Genomic DNA, 18,393 nt, shown 5'->3' with positions numbered 1-18,393 from the left:
AGGCCCCGGAAATTACTCTCTGCGCGTCATTTTTTGTGTGCAAAGGCTGTATTTCGGGGGTATTTGGGCCTATTTTTTTGTGGGTTTCGGTGGGATATACTACATGTTTTAGGGTTGGCAAGGTAATCTGGTAGATAGTTTGCGTTCTTACGGCGCGGGTGCGGGGTGCATCTGAGCCGCATACAGGAGGTTTCCATGCTTGAATTGCGCCTAGTGGGTGTCCACGATGATGGCGAGAACCTGGTGCTTGAATCTGCCGACGGCACCCGGTTTGCGCTGCCCATCGATATGAACCTGCGCACAAGCATCACGAAGGCTCGCCGTATTCAGCCGGCGCGGGGCCTGGGGACGAAGGGCAGCTTTGGGCCTCGTGATATTCAGACGAGGTTCCGTCAGGGCGCCAGTGTTGAAGAGATCGCGGAGGAGTCCGGCTGGGAGCCGGAGCGGGTGCGCCGCTACGAGTGGCCGATTGTGGCCGAGCGGGCGCATATTATCCGTGCAGCGCAGGGCGTGAAGGTTGGGCGCCGCAGCTCAGCTTCAGGTTTGGCGCAGATTCCCGTGACTCTTGCCTCGCGTATCGCGGATGTGACGGCCGCGCACGGCTTCTCGGAGGCCGCGCAGGACTGGTCTACCCGGCAGAAGGATAACGGGCAGTGGAGCATTGAAGTTGATTTTGCGTTAACACCCCGGGACCGCGAAGAGCTTCCCGCGCGGGTTATGTTCCCGGCACGGTGGGTGTACAACCCGGCTAATCAGAGCCTGTACGCCTCAAATGAGGCCGCCTATTTCTTAATGGGCAACGCCGAGGACGAAGTGTATGACACGAAGAAACAAGAGGAAGAACCTCAGCCGAGTTCGCAGCCTAAAGCACCGTCCAGCACCGGTTCGGGGGCCTCTTCCGTGGCGGATGTGCCGGTTGCGGTAGCTACCGGTGTCGCCCCGGTTGATGCCTCCCGCGTGAGCTCCTCCACGATCAAGGGCACCAGCCCGGATGAGCGTAAACTCAACGAGCTTCTGGAGCGCGCCCGCAGCGTGTCACGTCCCGGCCCGACCACCCAGCAGCTGCGGGTGGTGGCCCAGCCTTCTACTGTGACCGTGACTGAGGACTCCGACTCCGCCAATAACACTACCGACTCTTCGCGGCACCGTGAACAGGTGCGCGCACAGGGCGCAGCCTCGCAGGGTGCTGCACACCGGGGGGTTTCTTCACCCCAGGATTCTGCGGATGAAAGCCCGCAGGAGCCGGTTGATGACCGGGATGTGGCTAGTTTCTCGGCAGGTGACGGATCGTTCTATGGCCGCCGCGCCGGGCGGGAGACCTCCTCCCCCGAGCGGGGCACCGCAGGAAGCACCCCCGAGCCGCGCGAAGAACGCCGGTTCGGTGGCCAGGAAAACCGCAGGCCCAGCATCGGAGGCACCTTCGGCGCACCCCGCCGTGAAAGCGCAGGCAGCACCGAGAACGCAGGTGCCACGGAGGGTACGGGTGTGCGTGAGCGCACCCAGCACGGGCTGAGCCGGTCATCCCGGCCCGCAGCACCGGCCGGGGCTGAGAGGGAGTCCTTCTCAACCCAGGCGCAGCAGCGTCCCGCACAGGCCGAAACCACCCGGGCGGATACCGCCACGGTTCCCACCGAGGGCGCCTCCGCCGAGTCCAAGCCCGAACCCGCCGAGACGAAACGGCACGAAAAGCCGAAATCATCAGGCCGTAATAAGCAGCGGATGAGCGTACCCGCCTGGGACGAAATTATTTTTGGCGGGCGCAAGTAGCCCACCATACTGCCCGCACCCGGCCACCCAGCCCAGCATGGGGCGAAGGATTTGGGGAGGCAGAACAAGCCAATACAGGGCCGCATAGCGGTTAAGAAAATAGAGCACCAACGGGAGAAACCCCGGGTGCTCATTTTCTTTAGTGAACCCACACGCTACACACCGGCACACCCATCATGTGTGCGACTGTGCGCGTGGGGTTATGCGGTGGGCAGGTACAGCAGCGGGATGCGCCGCTCAGCATCAGTGAGCGAACCGTGCTGCCCCACCATTTTCAGTGACTGTTCCTTATAGTGCCGCATATCGTAGAGGGCTATATCGTCGCGGGCACAGACTAGGATATCGCCGATGCGCTCGCGGGCGGCTTCGCTCACGGTGGGGCCCATGTAGCCGCGTGTGTAGAGGTCGCGTGAGTCTAGCACCCACGCCCGCTCACCCCAGGCTGTTGCCCAGCGGCGCGCGGTTTCGGTGCGGGCGGCCTCGCTCGTATCGTGCAGGTACAGCTGTACCGCGCGCGGCTCCCCGGCGGTGAGCGCCACATTGTTGAGGAGTTCGGTGTCGTGGGAGTAGTCGATGCGTTCCTGCTCGGGGATGTTCACCATGCCGTGGTCTGCGGTGAGGAATATGCCCGCCCAGGCGGGTGCCCGCTGAGCCAGCCGACGCAGCGCCAAGTTGAGCTCTTCAAGCTGTTCAAGCCACGTGTCGCTGCCAGCCCCGTGGCGGTGCCCGGCCTGGTCAAGCTCACCCCAGTACAGGTAGACGAGGGTGGGGGTGCGGGAGGCCAGCAGTTCGGTGGCGTAGGTGATGCGCGCATCGTACCCGGTGGCACCCACGAATTCGCCGCCGCGCAGCCCGGCCTCGGTGAGCCCGCTGCCCCGGTATTTATCGAGTGAGATGGTAACAACCCGTGTTTGGGTGCTGTAGCGTTCAAAGACTGTGGGCAGCGGCTGCCAGGTGTGCGGGTCCACGGTTTTATCCCACCCGGAGAGGTGGTTCATGGTGGTGCCGGTGGCGGGGTTACGCACCTCGTACCCGGCGATCCCGTGGGCGCCCGGCGCGCTGGCGGTGCCGAAGCTGGTGAGGGATGCGGCGGTGGTGGTGGGGAAAGCGGCGTCCAGCGGCCCCAGGGACACGGTTTTCTTCAGGTAGGGGGCGTAGGATCCGTAGGTTTGAAGCAGCTGCTCGCCGAGCCCGTCAACCATGACCACGCAAATATTGCGGAAACCGTTCGGGTCTGCCCCGGCTTCGCGCAGCCTTTGGGCCAGTGCCAGCGGGTCGCGGCTGGTGTTCCCTAGCGGGTGCGCCGGATGCTCTAGGGAGGACTGCCCCAGCAGTGAGGCTGCTGACTCAAATACGTCGGCTACGCTATTGCTCCCGTAGGCTGGCGGCGGCGGTACGGGTGTGCCAGCCGCGTCGTTGTATGCTGTACCGCTTACGCTCATAGGTTCTCCTGCTTTGGGGGCTCTGTGGCGAGTTGGGGGTGGGCTATTTGGTGTCTGAATGCATGTGTGCCCTGTGCAGGGCGCGGGCGAAGTACCGGGCCTGCTTCACGGCGTCGGGGCCGTCTGCGGTGGCTGAGACGCGCACCGCAATATCCTCTAGAGAGGCGGATCCGGTGTACCCGTGGTCGGCGGTGCAGGTGGGGTCGGGGCAGGTGGCGGGTGCGGCGTCAATACGCAGCGAACCGGTCCATGCCACCTGGAATGAGACTTCTGTGGGGCTCATCCCGGGCCGGTAGATTTGCGGCTGGTCGTACCCGTAGCTGATGGTTACGGCCCGCAGGGCGCTGAGTTTCACGGCTTCCACGCTCACGTGGGCGACGGTTCCTTGGGCGTCTTCTTCAAGGTGGGAGTCGTCGAGGTGGGCCAGCACCAGCTGGGAGCCGCACAGCACCATGACGGTGATATGCCGGTGCAGGTCGTTGCGGCTGAAATGGGTTTCGTGCTGCACAAAGTGCGCATCTGGTTCCAGCCCCGCGAGGGCGTCATCGACCACTTCAAGCACCAGCTCCGGGTAGAACCCGGCGTGTTTAATGTCTGCTGCCAGTTTTTCGCGTGGACTTTCGTCCATATACGCCATTCGTGCACCTCATTAGTATGGGTTGAGTGTTGCCGGGTGCCTCTACGGTACCGGGCAGCCGGGCCGGGTCTGCCGGTCGCGAGTGAGAACACCGCTACGTAATAGCGTAGTGGGTTGGGGCGGGCATTGCTACTTAACGCGGCCGGGGTACCGGTTTTTGTGGGGCACAGTACCCTGTGGGTGTGCCGGTGAATCGCCGGTGACCGGCTGCCGTGCCCGCGCGGGGTGTGCACGGTAGAATAGAGTTCCGAATGAGTGTTGCGTCTGCTGCGCACCATCTTTTGCCCGCCTTCTACGAGCTTTACGAGGATACACATGGCACGCCGTAGCAAGTCAGCTGTTGAGGACTACCCGGTAGATATTGTTGAGAACATCGTCGATATTGATGTTTCTGCCGAGATGGAGTCCAGCTTCTTGGAGTACTCGTACTCGGTGATCTATTCGCGTGCCCTGCCGGATGCGCGGGACGGTTTGAAGCCGGTGCAGCGGCGCATCCTGTACATGATGCAGCAGATGGGGCTGCGCCCGGATAAGGGGCACGTGAAGAGCGCCCGCGTGACCGGTGAGGTGATGGGTAAGCTGCACCCGCACGGTGACGCCGCGATTTACGACGCGATGGTGCGGTTAGCGCAGCCTTTTGCGATGCGCCTGCCGCTGGTGGATGGGCACGGTAACTTCGGTTCGCTTGATGACGGCCCGGCGGCGGCCCGTTACACCGAGGTGCGCATGGACCCGTCAGCGACGGCACTGACCGCTGACCTGGATGAGGACGTGGTCGATTTTGTGCCGAACTACGATAACCAGTTTATGCAGCCGAGCGTGCTGCCGGCGGCTTTCCCGAACCTGCTGGTGAACGGTACGACGGGTATTGCGGTGGGTATGGCCACGAACATGGCGCCGCATAACCTGCGTGAGGTAATTGCAGGCACCCGGCACCTGATTGCTAACCCGGACGCCACGCTGAAAGACATTATGAAGTTCATCCCGGGGCCGGATCTGCCCAGCGGCGGCACGATCGTTGGTTTGGGCGGTATCCGTGACGCCTATGAGGGTGGGCGCGGCACGTTCAAGACTCGTGCGAAGGTTTCGATTGAGCAGGTGAGCGCCCGCAAGCAGGGCATTGTGGTGACGGAACTGCCGTATATGGTGGGCCCGGAGAAGGTTATTGAGAAGATTAAGGACGGCGTTAATTCTAAGAAGCTGACCGGTATCTCTGATGTGGTCGATTTGACGGACCGGCAGCAGGGTATGCGCCTGGTGATTGAGGTGAAGAACGGGTTTAACCCGCAGGCGGTGCTGGCGGCCCTGTATAAGCACACGCCGCTGGAGGATTCGTTCGGCATTAATAATGTGGCGCTGGTGGATGGCCAGCCGCAGACCCTTGGGCTGCTTGGTTTGCTGCATGTGTACATTAATCACCGGTTGTCGGTGGTGCGCCGCCGCACCGAGTTCCGGCTGGGTAAGCGCCGTGACCGGCTGCACCTGGTGGAGGGCCTGCTGATCGCCATCGTCGATATTGACGAGGTGATTCAGATTATCCGCTCTTCGGATGAGACCGCGCAGGCACGTGAGCGGCTCATGAAAGTTTTTGACCTGACGCAGGTTCAGGCGAACCATATTCTTGAGCTGCGCCTGCGCCAGCTGACGAAGTATTCCCGTATTGAGCTTGAGGCTGAGCGGGATAAGCTGGCTGAGGAGATCGCTGAGCTGGAGCGGATTTTAGGGTCGGATATGGCGCTGCGTGAGCTGGTTTCTGATGAGCTTGCTGAGGTGGCCGAGAAGTACGGTACTGACCGCCGCACGGTGCTGAAGTCGAAGGATGATATGCAGTCGGCGATTGAGGCTGTTTCGGCGGGGGCGTCGAAGGCGAAGAAGAGCCTGGGGCTGGCGCTTGAGATTGCGGATGAGCCGTGCTGGGTGGTGCTTTCAGCGTCGGGCATGGTGGGCCGCACCCCCGGTAAGCCCATGCGTGAGGCACTGGCCGACCCGGGTAAACGCCTGAAGCATGACGTGTTCACCTCTGTTGTTCCGGCGACGGCGCGCGGTGAGATTGGCGCGGTGACCTCGACGGGGCGGATGGTGCGCCTGTCGGTGATGGATGTGGTGGTGCTTGAGGAGTCTGCGGGCGCACCGGTGCTGAACTCGGGGGTGAAGGTCTCTGAGGTGGTGTCCCTGGCGAAGGGCGAGAAGCTGGTGGGCCTGGTGCCGCTGAATGAGGTGCTGGCATTGGCGACGGCGAACGGCGTGATTAAGCGTGTGAACCCGGAGTACCCGCTGAATCAGGCGGAGTGGGACGTTATTAAGCTGAAGCCGAAGGACACGGTGGTTGCTGCGGCTGCGTGCGCCTCGGACGATAACGCCCTGACGCTGGTGACGCAGGATGCGAAGCTGCTGACCTTCGATGCGGCGAAGGTGCGCCCGCAGGGCCGCGGCGGCGGCGGTATTGCCGGCATTAAGCTGGGTGCGCAGGATGCGGTGATTGCTTTGGGCGTGACGGCGCCGGGGACCGCCGCCGAGGTGGTGACGGTGACCGACGGTAAGGATGGTTTGGCCTCGGTGAAGGTCACTCCCCTGGCGGAGTACCCGCAGAAGGGCCGGGCGACCGGCGGGGTGCGGGCGCACCGGTTCCTCACGGGCGAGTCGAAGCTGGCGCTGGCGTGGGTTGGTGTTGGCCCGGCGAAGGCTGGTACGCAGGGTGGCGTGGCGCGTTCTTTGCCGACGGAGTACGGTTCACGTGACGGCTCGGGGGTGACTCTCACCCAGACGATTGGCACGGTCGGCCCTAACTATGCGGCGCTGACCGCGCAGTCTGAGGTCTCCCCCGACGGGGAGAAGCTGTTCTAGCCCCCTCTGGTTGGGTTGCTGCTATTTTTCTTTCGGTGTGGCAGGTAGCAGTGTTGCCTCTGTGCAAGTTGAGGCAACACTGCTACCTTTTAATGTGAAGTTTTAGGTGAGACCTAGGATTTTTCCAGCCATCGCATCAAGGAGAAACAGGCATGACCGAACCGAATAAGCCCCTGGACCAGATGACCGCGCAAGAGCGGCTTGACCTTGGTGTAGAGTGCCTTGACGCGGGCAGGCTGAATGACGCCGTTCATATCCTTGCTACGGTTTCAGCAGGTGAAAATCCTGGGGCGTACTCTTGGGCGCAGTACTTTCTAGGTGACGTCTACGAGGGTGCGGGGAATCTTCGTGAAGCGATGACCGCTTACAACAATGTCCCTCGCCACGATAGCCCTGTAGCCTACGCTTCGGCGCAGAACAGTATAGGTATTCTCTATAAGAACATGGGGCGGCTTGATGATGCTGTTGCCGCGTTCAGCCGTGTTGTTCGTGAAGACAACCCGGAATCTTACGCGTGGGCGCAGAACAACCTTGGCACCGTCTATCAAACTATGAGGCGGCTTGATGATGCCGCTGCCGCGTTCGGGAATGTGCAGCTTAACGACAGCCCCGAAGCGTACACTAACGCACAGTTCAACCTTGGCAACACCTATAAGCTTATGGGCAAGACAGATGATGCCCTTCAAAGCTGGGGAGGCGTGCTTCGCGAGGTGGACGCAGAAACCTACGCCCAGGCACAGTTCAACATTGGTTCTACGTGCAAGAACCAAGGGCGGATAGATGAGGCGATCGCCGCGTGGGGAAGGGTGCGCCGGGAGGATAACCCCTCAGTTTACGCTCGGGCGCAGCTGAGCCTGGGCCTGGCCTATGCCCCGCTAGGGCAGCTTGATGAGGCGATCGCCGTGTGGCGTAACGTGCGCCGGGAGGACAACCCCGAAGCGTACGCCGCAGCACAAAACAACCTGGGCAGCGCGTACGAAGACAAAGAGCTATTTGAAGATTCTTTTGCCGCCCGGAGCAGGGTTCTGCGCAGCGACAGCCCTTACATCTATGCTGTGGCGCAGCTCAATATGGGCATCGCCCACTATAACAACGGGTCTCTTGATGAGGCCGTGACCGCGTGGAACCGTGTTCTTGAAGAAGACGACCCGCAGTCCTACGCCGAAGCTCAGCGTAACCTTGCTCTGGTGAATAAACACTAGCTGCCCACAGTGTTGCTCCTGCGCAGACGAGGAACAACACTGCTACCTTGTTAATGTGAAGTTTTAGGTGAGACCTAAGGCTTTGAACTTTTCTAACCACTGCGTCAAGGAGAAACAGGCATGACCGAACCGAATAAGCCCCTGGACCAGATGACCGCGCAAGAGCGGCTTGACCTTGGAAGATCTTACTTCAAAGAGGGCAGATTTGATGAGGCTATCGCTGTTCTAAAAACGATTTCGACCAGTGAAGACCCCACTATTTATGCGCTATCACAACGCCTCCTAGGTGATATTTACGGGTGCATGGGTAAGTTGAATGAAGCCACCGCCGCATGGTCAAAGGTTCGGTGTGAGGACAACCCTGAAACCTACGCGTGGGCGCAGTTCAGCCTTGGCAACACCTATAAAACCATAGGCAAGCTGGGCGAGGTTATTGCGGCATGGTCCAATGTCCGCCGTGAGCACAGCTGCGAAGCGTATGCGGTAGCGCAGTATAGTCTCGGCAATGCCCATAAGACTATGGATCAGCTGGATGACGCTATCGCTGCTTGGTCGAGCATCCGCCGCGACGACGACCCCGAAGCCTACGCATGGGCACAGTTAAGTCTCGGCGACGCCTATAGAACTATGGATCGGTTAGATAATGCTATCGCTGCTTGGTCGAGCATCCGCCGCGATGATGATCCTAACGCCTATGCGTGGGCGCAGTCCAGACTCGGGTTCGCTTACCAAACCCAAAACAAGTTGGATGACGCTATCACTGCCTGGTCAAATATCCGCCGCGAAGATGAGCCTGAACTTTACGCCGAAGCACAACGTAACCTTGCTCTGGTGAATAAACACTAGCTGCCCACAGTGTTGCTCCTGCGCAGACGAGGAGCAACACTGCTACCTTTTAATGTGAAGTTTTAGGCGAGACCTAAGGCTTTGGACTTTTCTAACCACTGCGTCAAGGAGAAACAGGCGTGACCGAACCAAATAAGCCCCTAGACCAGATGACCGTTCAAGAGCGGCTTGATCTCGGAAGAAGCTACTACGAAGACGGCAGATTTGATGAGGCTATTAAAACCTGGTCAAGCATCCGCCGCGAAAAAGTCGACTCCGGAACCTATGCAGGGGTACAACTCAATCTTGGCAACGCCTATCTCGTCCGGAACAAGCTGGATGACGCTATCGCCGCCTGGTCAAACATCCACCGCGAGGACAACTCCAAAGCCTACGCATACGCACAGGTCAGTCTCGGACTCGCCTACAAAGACCGGGGCAAGCTGGATGAAGCTGTCGCCGCTTGGTCAAACATCCACCGCGAGGACAACTCCAAAGCCTACGCATACGCACAGCTCAAACTCGGAGCAGCCTACTACGCCCAGGATAAGCTGGATGAAGCTGTCGCCGCTTGGTCAAACATCCACCGCGACGACGACTCCGAAAACTACACAGACGCACAGTTCAACCTCGGACTCGCCTATCACACTCAGGGCAAGCTGGATGACGCTATCGCCGCCTGGTCAAACATCCACCGCGAGGACAACTCCAAAGCCTACACAGACGCACAGCTCAACCTCGGAGCAGCCTACTACGCCCAGGATAAGCTGGATGACGCTATCGCCGCCTGGTCAAACATTCACCGCGAGGACAACTCCAAAGCCTACGCATACGCACAGCTCAACCTCGGCAACGCCTATCAAGATCAGGGCAAGCTGGATGAAGCCATTACCGCCTGGTCAAACATCCACCGCGAAAAAGCCGACTCCGAAACCTACGCATGGGCACAGTTCAACCTCGGCAACGCCTATCAAGATCAAGGCAAGCTGAATGAAGCCATTACCGCCTGGTCAAACATCCACCGCGAAGCAGCCGGTTCCGAAACCTACGCATGGGCACAGCTCAACCTCGGTGCTGCCTACTACACCCAAGAGGACTGGAAACAGGCCATCAAAACCTGGTCAAACATCCGCCGCGAAGACGACTCCGAAGCCTACGCACGGGCACAGTACGGCCTTGGCAAAATTTATGAAAACAAAGGAAATATTAAGCAGGCAAAAGAAGCATACCGCAATGCGCGAGAATTTTTCTACTACGAGGGTGAGCGGGGGTACAGAATCCATAGGTGTCCCCCAGAGATTATTAAAAAACTGCGTGACATAGCTAAGAATACTGACGAAGTCCTAAAGTCTCTTCAGATAATCCCAGATTTTGAGTCACAGGTTGCACATTATAGTCGAGCATTAACAGCTTTTACCCTACTTGAAAAAAAGAGAAACAATCAGAAGCCGTCACATTTCCGGCTCAGCACTATTCGTGGTGTTAATGACCCGACGGAAGGGCTGGTTCTCGGGAAATATTGGGATCAACAAGGTATCTCAGAAACTATACATACGAATGACACCGCAACCTTCATTAGCTGTTTTACCTTTAATCACGACAGTCTTAACCAGTTTCGCCTCTATGGAAAAGAGGATGGTCGGGAAGCAACAGGCGTCAGTTTAGTATTCAACGAAAAGTTTTTTAGTGAAAAGTCAGACGTCTTAGAGTTTATAGCTGGCCCTTCGACAAACCCATCTAGCAAATCGAAACAGGTTAAGCTCGATGACACAGGGAAAACGGAGAGTGACAATAAGAAACCGTTAATAGGTAAATCCACACTCTACCGCTGTATTTATCTAGACCCTGAAACCGGGTATTGGACCCTGGCTCAACGGGACAAATCCACCTTCTATCGCGAACACAATGAAGACGAAGACACAGATGCGAAAGGGAAATGGGAAGATTATTATGAATTAATTTCAAAAATAGAAGGGTGTGTCGAAACACGCTTATTTAACAAAGAAAATAACGAAGACACAGATACAAAAGGGAAACGAGGAAAATATCATGAATCAATTTCAACAAAAGAGGAAGGTGTCGAAACACACTTATTAAACAAAGAAAATAATGACGATAACTCTGTCTCATCTATACTTAAATCAATATTTACAGAAGATCACTCATACAATAAATGCAATAAATACGAAAAACAGAAAATTCTTGAAGCCATCCGGTTTATTCTTCTCCCCTTGCAGTATCTGGTGAAACATATTGCTTTCCAGGAGGAACAGGAATGCCGCATTATTTATATTACTCAGTTCCGTGACAAGAAAATTCACAGCAACCGTGAAGAACAGAAAATGTACGTCGAGTATAAGGAGGAAGTACTGCCGCATATCGATAAAATCTGGCTCTCCCCCGGTGCGGCAAAATACCAAGATTTCTTCCGCCTCCTGTTGGATAAAGAAGACAACGACAACAAGGTTCGTATCTCCCAGAACCCGTTTAGGAATAAGGAATAAATCGTTCGCCCTCCACCCAGGCCGCAGGCAGCACCTCCGTTTGCTTTTCCTGCCGCCTGGGTGGGAACGTAGAATCATCTCACCACCACGTTGAAAGGGACATTATGAGCGCCGTTATCCGCCCGGCGCGGCGTGAAGAAAGAACCAGTCTGCGGGTGCTCATGCGTGAGCTCGCGAAGCTGGCTGGCCTACGAACGGAGCATCACCAGTGAACGTTAGCCTCAGAAAACTCACCGTCGCCGATGTTGCGGTGCTGCGTAATATCAGTATCGCAACGTTCACCGAAACCTTCGCAGACTCAAACAGCACGGCCGATATGGCGCTCTACATTGGGCAGCGTTTCTCCAAGGACCAGCTCACCCAAGAGCTCGCCAACCCCGAGTCGTTCTTCTACACCGCCGAGGTGCAGGGGCAGACGGTGGGCTACCTCAAACTCAACACGGGCGGCGCCCAAACCGAACCGCAGCAGGAGAACGCCCTAGAGATTGAGCGCATCTACGTGCTGGGCACCCACCACGGCCACGGTGTGGGGCAGGCCCTCTACCAGCACGCCCTCACCGTCGCGAACCAGCGGGCGGCAAGCTACATTTGGCTGGGGGTGTGGGAGCACAACCACCGGGCGTTACGGTTCTACCAGAAGAACGGGTTCACCGCCTTCGGGCAGCACATTTTCCGTCTCGGTGATGACGAGCAAACAGACATTCTCATGAAACACGACCTCAACCGCTAGAAACACGCAGGAAAACAACAACGAAGGGACGCCGTGAACAACAGTGTCGCCATCTGGGTCGGCAGGTTCGACTCCGACCAGGAACTCCAAGACTACCTCGACATTGATTACGCCGCCGAGCAAGACAACAGTGAATACATGGCCTCAGAATTCGCGGAAGCCTTCAAAATCTTCCACCACGACGAAGACTTCCGGGAAGCCTACCGCACCGAGGCCGAGCCGGTAAGCTGGGCTGGGCTGGCCGAACCGCTCTCATACGCCGAAGGGTTCGCCCACACTGTCCCCAATATTACCGACCGCAACAACTCCATTATTGCGCTCTACAACTACACCTACCCGGGCACCGTGCACGGCACAGAAAACGTGGTGTTCGTAGGTAACTACACCTACTAAGGCCCGCCCGCTCCCCCACTGTTAAGGCGCTACGTACCGTGCGCACGGTTTCGGCTATAGTGTTATGCTGCCGTCTTTACACAACCACCAGAACCGTGCACTACGCCCAGGGTGCAGGGGTTCCTCGCGGCAGGGCGTGTTCACGTATAGTTAAGGAAATTAGTTCTTGCCCTGGGCGCACAGTACCGGCAAGACAGGTACCAACAGACTACTGGCTCAGGAAGGGAACTCATGGCCGAACAGCCCGATGCGGGTACGCAACGCTACGCCCAAGAACAGGTGAACCTTGGGGCGGAACACTACAGGCAGGGCCGCTTCGCGGAAGCCGCCGCCGCATGGGGCGCCGTACCTGAGAGCGTACCCGACCAGTACGCGGTGGCGCAGGTGGACTTAGGCATCATGTACGGCAGCACCGGCGACGCCGCAAAAGCCATTGCGGCGTGGCAGAAAGTGCCCCAGAGCGAAATCCAGGCGTACGCGGTGGCGCAGTACAACATCGGCTCCGTGTACGAGGGGCAAGAAAAAGACGAGGCGGCGCTGGCGGCCTACGGCAATATCCCCGAAGCCGACACGATGCACTACGCCATGGGGCAGTTTAACAGTGCGGTGCTGCTGCACATGCACGGCAATTTCCGTGCCGCCCTGGGGGTCTACCAGAACGTGCCTGAGAGCGTGCCCGACCAGTACGCCCGTGCGCAGCTGAACCTGGGTGTGCTGTACCAGCAGATGGGCCTGGACGATAAAGCCCGCGAGTCGTGGAACCGGGTGCCAGCGGACTACCCCGACCTGTACGAGGTGGCCCAGTCATACCTGAACGATGAAGACGAAGACTCCTAAAACCCTGATGGTGCTGCGGTGAGGCGCAGGCCCGCCGTGGCACCCGCTGTTTAAGGCGGGTGTTTTGCCTAGCCGCCCAGAACCGCCACGATTTCTTGAACGATCTGCCAGTTTCCGCTGCGCTTCTTCCAGGTGATGGTGAACAGGAAATCCTGTTCCTGCGCGCCCTGGCTCATCCTGCGTTTGAGCACAATAGTGCCGGTTTCGCCGTCAGAATCAGCAAAAAGGATAGTGTGCGCAGTGTTCAGGGGCGCGGCGCCGCTGTCTTTGAGGACTTGAAAGAAATCGATATTGTCCTGTTTCGAAAGAATCTGCACGGTATGATCCGGTAGAATCCGCACAAATTTTAGGTCATCGGCATACACCCGCTTCAGAAAATCAATATCGTAGCTGGTACCGCGTGAAATTAATTCTTCGGTAAGTGTTTTCATTGTTTCGTCAATCATGATGCCCTCGCTCTCTGACGTGGAAATACTTACAAGCTCAGCCTAGCATCTGAAAGTTTCATTCCTCATATTCATCAGGTATGCTCGTCTTATGACTGTTTAGTTATTGTCTTATGACGATTCCGTTCCATGTATCCGTGTCACACCCTGAACACGGCTATTTTTAGCACCCATAAAACATAATTCTTAAGGAAACAGTCATGACTATCCCCTGGCTCCCGGCAGCTCAAGCCGCTCACAACCCTCAAGCGGTGGCACGTATCCTCAAGACCCTGCCTGAATGGTTTGGACGTGAAGAGTCCAATGCAGAATACATACATGATGCTGAACGACTGGAAACGTGGACGGTAACTCATCCAGAAACCCACGAAATTGTGGGTATCATGCTGATCGCCCAGCACTACCCGGTTGAGGCAGAAATTCATTTGCTGGCAGTAGATGCCGCCTTTCACGGATACGGCATTGGCACTTCCTTAATAAAAGCATTCGAAAAGGACGCACGTAACCGCGGTATCAGGCTGATACAGGTCAAGACGCTTGGGGAATCTTTTCTCAACGAACCGTACCAACGCACCCGCAATTTCTATCAAGCTGTAGGGTTTTTGCCCCTTGAAGAGACGAACCTGTGGGGCGAAGATACTCCCTGTCTGATAATGGTAAAAGCAATCTAACTGGCTTGACCGTATATAGAGCGCAGCCTTCATTCTGCCCAAAGCCTACGGCTTCTCAAGACATCTAAAACGGGTTCTAATATTTTCTTGAACCCCTCACAACGTCATGTATAAGGCCTATTCCAAGGTAACAACCGTATCGCAGCGGGCAATGTCTTCGGGGCGGTGCGAGACCAAAACCGTCGCCATACCGCCAGCGCGGGTTGCCGTATCCAGATCGGCCATGAGAGCTGCGGCTGATTCAGCGTCCAGATGCGCGGTCGGCTCATCCAGCAGAAGCACCGGGGAATCCACAAGCAGAGCACGAGCCACCGCAAGACGCTGCCGCTGCCCGCCCGAAAGGAACCCGCCACCAGCGCCCACCCGGGTGCGTAACCCCTCAGGGAGCGTATCGTACCACTGCCCCAGCCCCACCCGGCGCAGCACAGCCACCATCTGCTGCTGGGTGGGACGCTGCGAACGGTCACGAGCCAGCAGCAGGTTACCCTCAAGGGTGGACTCAAAAATATGCGCCGCCTGCGGACACCACGCCGCGTAGCCGCGCACCCGCTCAGCCTCCAGCGCCTGCCCGTGCGCGCAAATCTGCCCAGCCTCCAGCGGCAAAAACCCCAGCAGACTCGCTAAAACAGTGCTCTTACCCGAACCCGACGGCCCGGTAACGCCAGTCCACTCCCCCGCACGCGCGCTCACGGTAAGGCGCTCAAAGACGGGGGCCTCCATGCCGGGCCAGCGTGCGGCGGCGTTCGCAAGCTCCAGGGCGGGCCCCCGCCCAGATGCAGGGGCGGGCGCCGAGGAGTGGGCACGGTTAACGGCTTCCTCGTCGTCTGTGAGGTCAGGGATATCCGCCTCAGCCGCCACATCGGGGGCGATCCGGGCCACCAGGCGCGCAAAAGCGGGCCACGAACGCACCGCCTCAAGATGCCCCACGGTGCTCTCAATCATGCCGGTGCACATGAGCACCACAATCGCCGACTCCGGCGCCCCCACCGTGCCCGACACCGCCAGCGGGTACGCAATGACCGCGCACCACAGCGCCGCACCAAACCAGGCCACAACAGCCAAGGCACGCCCCACACCCTGCGCATACGCCCCCCGGGTCAGTGCCCGCAGGTTCCGCGCGTCCACCCGTGCGGCAGCGGCAACCGCCGTCTGCGACACCCCGTTAGCGCGCGCATCCTCTGCGGCGCCAAGCAGGCTGGTGCTCAACCGCATCAGCTGCGCGGTCGATGCGCGCGAAATCCCCTCAGCGCGGGCGTCCGCACGCAGCACCACCCACGGGGCCAGCACAGTTGTGATAAACGCCGCGAGCGCCACCGGCGCCAGCGCCTGCGGCAGAATCACCCAGGTGCTCACCAGCGCCACGGCCATCACCAGCAGGTGCGCGGCGGGAGGAAGGATCACGCGCGGTATGCCGTCGCGCAGCTCATCAATGCCGCCGATGAGCCGCTCCAGCAGGGCGTCGCCGCGCAGCAGGGCGCGCACACTGCCGATATTGCGGTACGCCCCCGCCCATGCGCGCAGGCGCAGGGTGTTAGCGGCGGCAAGTACCCGCGAGTGGGTGAGCAGACGCTCAGTGTAGCGTGCGGTGGCGCGCCCCAGCCCGAAGAACCGCACACCCACGATGGCGACCATCAGGTACATCATGGCGGGGCCTTCGGCGGCGCGCACAATCAGCCACCCGGAGAGGGCGGTGAGGGCAACGGCCGCGAGTGAGGTTGCTGCCGCCATCATGATGGGCCCGGCGGCTTTGAGCACACCTATTTTCGTGAGCCCGCGCAGGGTTTTGAGGGTTGCAAGAACACCGGGGGTCGTGCCGGGCTCTGCGGGGCTGCTGGGCAGGGCCGCTTCCGTTGTTGTCTCCGGTGTGTGCGCCTGCGCTGGTGGTGCGGACGCGGGGATTGGGGCGGGCGCCGGGTTTGTTTTAAGTGCCCAACGGTAGCCGCCGCCGGGGTGCGCGTCTGCCCGCAGCCAGAGGGCGCAGTGCTCGGCCAGTTCCCCCTCGTGGGTGACGATGAGCACGTTCGCACCGCGTGCCGCCAGCGCCCCTAGGGCGCGGGTCACCAGATGTGCGGCGTGTGCGTCCAGGTGTGCGGTGGGTTCATCCACGAGCACGCTCAGGCGGGGCTGCTGGCGGGCGGAGGCTTCATCACGGTGGTGCTCATCAGCGCCTGCGGCCCGGTATAGGGCATCGGCGCGGGCGAGGGTGCGGGCGATCGCTAACCGGCGGGCCTGGCCCGCACTGAGCGTTTCGGGGGCTTGTTCGGCGAGGTTTTCAAGGCCCAGCTCAGCCAGATAGCCGGTAAGGAGCACCGTGTCGGAGGGGGCAAATTCGGTGTCTGCCGCGAGTAGCTGCGCGGCGTATTCCTGCTCGCTCTTAGAGGCGCTGAAGGCGTAGAGGGCCATCTCCAGCAGTACCGTGGGCGCGGCGAACTGCGGTGACTGCGCGATCATAAGGGTGTGCCCCACCCCGTCAACGGCACCGCCCACATGCACGGGCTCTGATGCGCCGGTGGGTACCAGGCCCTCACGTACCGCCCCGGACAGCACGCCGAGCAGGGTTGATTTGCCGCATCCTGAGGGTCCTGTAATCCCCAGGATGGTGCCCGCTCCCCCGCGTTCTTGGCGCTCGGGCAGGGTGAAGCTGAGGTTGCTGAGTACTGTGCCGCGGCCGGGGTAGGCGACGGTCAGGTTCTCAACCGTCAGGCCTTTACCGTTCTGCTCGTTACTGTGAGGTGCCTCGTGGGTGGTGCCCGCTGGGTGGGGTGCATCAATAATGTTCTGGGCGGCCCGCAGCGCGGCTACCCCGTCTTCTGACTGGTGGTAGGCGGCGCCAACATCCCGCAGCGGCTGGTAGCATTCGGGGGCGAGCAGCAGCACCAGGATGGCGGTGTCTAGCCCCATCTGCCCGTTTACCAGGCGCACACCAATGAGCACAGCCACCAGGGCCACCGAGATGGTGGTGATGAGTTCCAGCGCGAGGGATGACATGAAGGCGCTGCGCAGGGTGTGCATGGTGCGGGCACGGTATTTCTCGCCGATTGCCGCTAACGCACGGGTCTGGGCGCGTTCCCGCCCTAACCCGATGAGCACCGGCAGCCCGCGCACCAGTTCAAGAATGTGGTCCGAGAGGCGGTGCAGTTCGGATTGTGCGGCGGCGGTGTCTTCACGCGTGGTTTTGCCGATGAGCACCATGAATAGCGGGATGAGCGGCAGGGTGCAGGCCACGGTGATGGCGCTTATAGGGTCTAAAAGCAGCAGAACAACCCACAGGGTGGCGGGCACTGCGGCGGAGCTGACGAATGCGGTGAGGGTTTTGGTGTAGTAGTTATCGAGTGCGTCCAGCCCGCGTGAGATGAGCACGGCGGTGGCGCCGGTGCCTTCAGGGGTGTCGGCCCCGCCGGTTGCGAGCACACGCTGCAGCAGCTGCCGCCGGATACTTGATTTCGCCCCGGATGCGGCTTTCTGGGCGCTGAGGGTGAGCAGGTACTCGAATCCGGCGCGGGCCAGGAGGGCCAGCACCCCGCTGATAATGAGCGTAATGGTGATGCCGTCCCCGCCGCCGAGAAGCCACCCGAGCGTGCCGTCAAGTTTGGCTTGGGAGTCCCCGGCGAATTCGATGAGCGCCCGGTACTCTTCGGGGGTTGAGGTGTGTTTGCGGCGTTCATGTTCGGCGGCGAGCGCAGCGAACCCGGCGTGTGCGGCCCGTGCTATGGCGGATGCGAGGGCTGCGCTGAAGATGACGGTGGCGAGGGTGTGCGCCATGGTGAGCACGGCGAATACGCCCAGGTTTTTGCGGGCGTTAGGCCCTAGGGGCGGGCGTTTGTTGTCGCGTTTACCGGCTGCCCCGTTCGAGGGTGGTGCGGTGCGTGTGGTGTTTTTAGTTGAGTGTGTGCTCACCGTTGGGCTCTCTTCTTGTTCCCCGGGTTGTTGGCCCTTGCGGGCTGTCTCATACACCCCATATTTTAGGGAACATTCCGGGAGGTTTCACCCGTTGGGGTGCGTAGGTATTTATGACCCGCCGCTCACCACCTGGCCGTCTCATGTACGGGGTGTAGCTGGGTGGTGTCGGTGGTGCTGCCAGGCTGTTGCAGCAGG

General features: G+C 59.6%; 13 protein-coding genes. 9 read left to right on the top strand and 4 right to left on the bottom strand.

The window, feature by feature from the left end:
• The first annotated feature begins 195 nt into the window (after window positions 1–195).
• Window positions 196–1,767 carry a septation protein SepH gene (gene sepH, locus D8M23_RS12010; RefSeq protein ID WP_238693723.1) on the top strand — a complete coding sequence of 524 codons (1,572 nt, stop codon included), beginning with the start codon at window positions 196–198 and terminating at the stop codon, window positions 1,765–1,767.
• Window positions 1,768–1,967: 200 nt separating this feature from the next.
• Here the strand turns inward: sepH and D8M23_RS01535 are convergent, their stop codons facing one another.
• Window positions 1,968–3,209, bottom strand: coding sequence for an alkaline phosphatase family protein (locus D8M23_RS01535; protein WP_126853294.1), 1,242 nt, complete (start codon window positions 3,207–3,209; stop codon window positions 1,968–1,970).
• 43 nt (window positions 3,210–3,252) lie between these two features.
• Window positions 3,253–3,846, bottom strand: a complete 594-nt coding sequence (locus tag D8M23_RS01530) for a DUF5998 family protein (RefSeq protein ID WP_006887552.1) — start codon at window positions 3,844–3,846, stop codon at window positions 3,253–3,255.
• A gap of 315 nt (window positions 3,847–4,161) precedes the next feature.
• Between D8M23_RS01530 and D8M23_RS01525 the strand changes: the two genes are divergently transcribed.
• The 7 genes from D8M23_RS01525 (at window position 4,162) to D8M23_RS01495 (ending at window position 13,181) form a co-directional block, all read left to right on the top strand.
• Window positions 4,162–6,690, top strand: coding sequence for a DNA gyrase/topoisomerase IV subunit A (locus D8M23_RS01525; RefSeq protein WP_126853292.1), 2,529 nt, complete (start codon window positions 4,162–4,164; stop codon window positions 6,688–6,690).
• Window positions 6,691–6,842: 152 nt separating this feature from the next.
• Window positions 6,843–7,892 (top strand): tetratricopeptide repeat protein, encoded by a 1,050-nt coding sequence (locus D8M23_RS01520; RefSeq protein WP_126853290.1) that lies wholly within the window; start codon window positions 6,843–6,845, stop codon window positions 7,890–7,892.
• A gap of 120 nt (window positions 7,893–8,012) precedes the next feature.
• Window positions 8,013–8,738 (top strand): tetratricopeptide repeat protein, encoded by a 726-nt coding sequence (locus D8M23_RS01515; RefSeq protein ID WP_126853288.1) that lies wholly within the window; start codon window positions 8,013–8,015, stop codon window positions 8,736–8,738.
• 119 nt (window positions 8,739–8,857) lie between these two features.
• Entirely contained in the window at window positions 8,858–11,221 is a 2,364-nt protein-coding gene (locus D8M23_RS01510) for a tetratricopeptide repeat protein (RefSeq protein WP_238693722.1), read from the top strand.
• 208 nt (window positions 11,222–11,429) lie between these two features.
• Entirely contained in the window at window positions 11,430–11,951 is a 522-nt protein-coding gene (locus D8M23_RS01505; protein WP_126853286.1) for a GNAT family N-acetyltransferase, read from the top strand.
• A 33-nt stretch (window positions 11,952–11,984) separates the two neighbouring features.
• Window positions 11,985–12,344, top strand: coding sequence for an immunity 22 family protein (locus tag D8M23_RS01500; RefSeq protein ID WP_023133989.1), 360 nt, complete (start codon window positions 11,985–11,987; stop codon window positions 12,342–12,344).
• A 231-nt stretch (window positions 12,345–12,575) separates the two neighbouring features.
• Window positions 12,576–13,181, top strand: coding sequence for a tetratricopeptide repeat protein (locus D8M23_RS01495; RefSeq protein ID WP_126853280.1), 606 nt, complete (start codon window positions 12,576–12,578; stop codon window positions 13,179–13,181).
• A gap of 68 nt (window positions 13,182–13,249) precedes the next feature.
• Here D8M23_RS01495 and D8M23_RS01490 read toward each other — a convergent pair whose 3' ends face one another.
• A complete protein-coding gene (locus D8M23_RS01490; protein WP_126853278.1) occupies window positions 13,250–13,627 on the bottom strand; it encodes a nuclear transport factor 2 family protein in 378 nt (125 codons plus the stop codon).
• 200 nt (window positions 13,628–13,827) lie between these two features.
• On the opposite strand from D8M23_RS01490, the gene D8M23_RS01485 reads away from it, so the two are divergent.
• Window positions 13,828–14,298 (top strand): GNAT family N-acetyltransferase, encoded by a 471-nt coding sequence (locus D8M23_RS01485; RefSeq protein WP_126853276.1) that lies wholly within the window; start codon window positions 13,828–13,830, stop codon window positions 14,296–14,298.
• 117 nt (window positions 14,299–14,415) lie between these two features.
• Here the strand turns inward: D8M23_RS01485 and cydC are convergent, their stop codons facing one another.
• Window positions 14,416–18,195, bottom strand: coding sequence for a thiol reductant ABC exporter subunit CydC (cydC, locus tag D8M23_RS01480; protein ID WP_126853274.1), 3,780 nt, complete (start codon window positions 18,193–18,195; stop codon window positions 14,416–14,418).
• Between the last annotated feature and the right edge of the window lie 198 nt (window positions 18,196–18,393).

The organism is Rothia sp. HSID18067 (assembly GCF_003989445.1).
Lineage (GTDB): Bacteria > Actinomycetota > Actinomycetes > Actinomycetales > Micrococcaceae > Rothia > Rothia aeria.
The sequence above is the reverse complement of the archived record's forward strand: the minus strand, read 5'-3'. Positions and strand labels throughout refer to the sequence as shown.

What these genes read in the sequence shown, in the direction of transcription:
- D8M23_RS01485 (WP_126853276.1), top strand. Translation starts at nt 13,828, where the DNA reads ATGACTATCCCCTGGCTCCCGGCAGCTCAAGCCGCTCACAACCCTCAA.
- D8M23_RS01490 (WP_126853278.1), bottom strand. Translation starts at nt 13,627, where the DNA reads ATGATTGACGAAACAATGAAAACACTTACCGAAGAATTAATTTCACGC.
- D8M23_RS01515 (WP_126853288.1), top strand. Translation starts at nt 8,013, where the DNA reads ATGACCGAACCGAATAAGCCCCTGGACCAGATGACCGCGCAAGAGCGG.
- D8M23_RS01530 (WP_006887552.1), bottom strand. Translation starts at nt 3,846, where the DNA reads ATGGCGTATATGGACGAAAGTCCACGCGAAAAACTGGCAGCAGACATT.
- D8M23_RS01525 (WP_126853292.1), top strand. Translation starts at nt 4,162, where the DNA reads ATGGCACGCCGTAGCAAGTCAGCTGTTGAGGACTACCCGGTAGATATT.
- D8M23_RS01535 (WP_126853294.1), bottom strand. Translation starts at nt 3,209, where the DNA reads ATGAGCGTAAGCGGTACAGCATACAACGACGCGGCTGGCACACCCGTA.
- D8M23_RS01520 (WP_126853290.1), top strand. Translation starts at nt 6,843, where the DNA reads ATGACCGAACCGAATAAGCCCCTGGACCAGATGACCGCGCAAGAGCGG.
- D8M23_RS01495 (WP_126853280.1), top strand. Translation starts at nt 12,576, where the DNA reads ATGGCCGAACAGCCCGATGCGGGTACGCAACGCTACGCCCAAGAACAG.
- sepH (WP_238693723.1), top strand. Translation starts at nt 196, where the DNA reads ATGCTTGAATTGCGCCTAGTGGGTGTCCACGATGATGGCGAGAACCTG.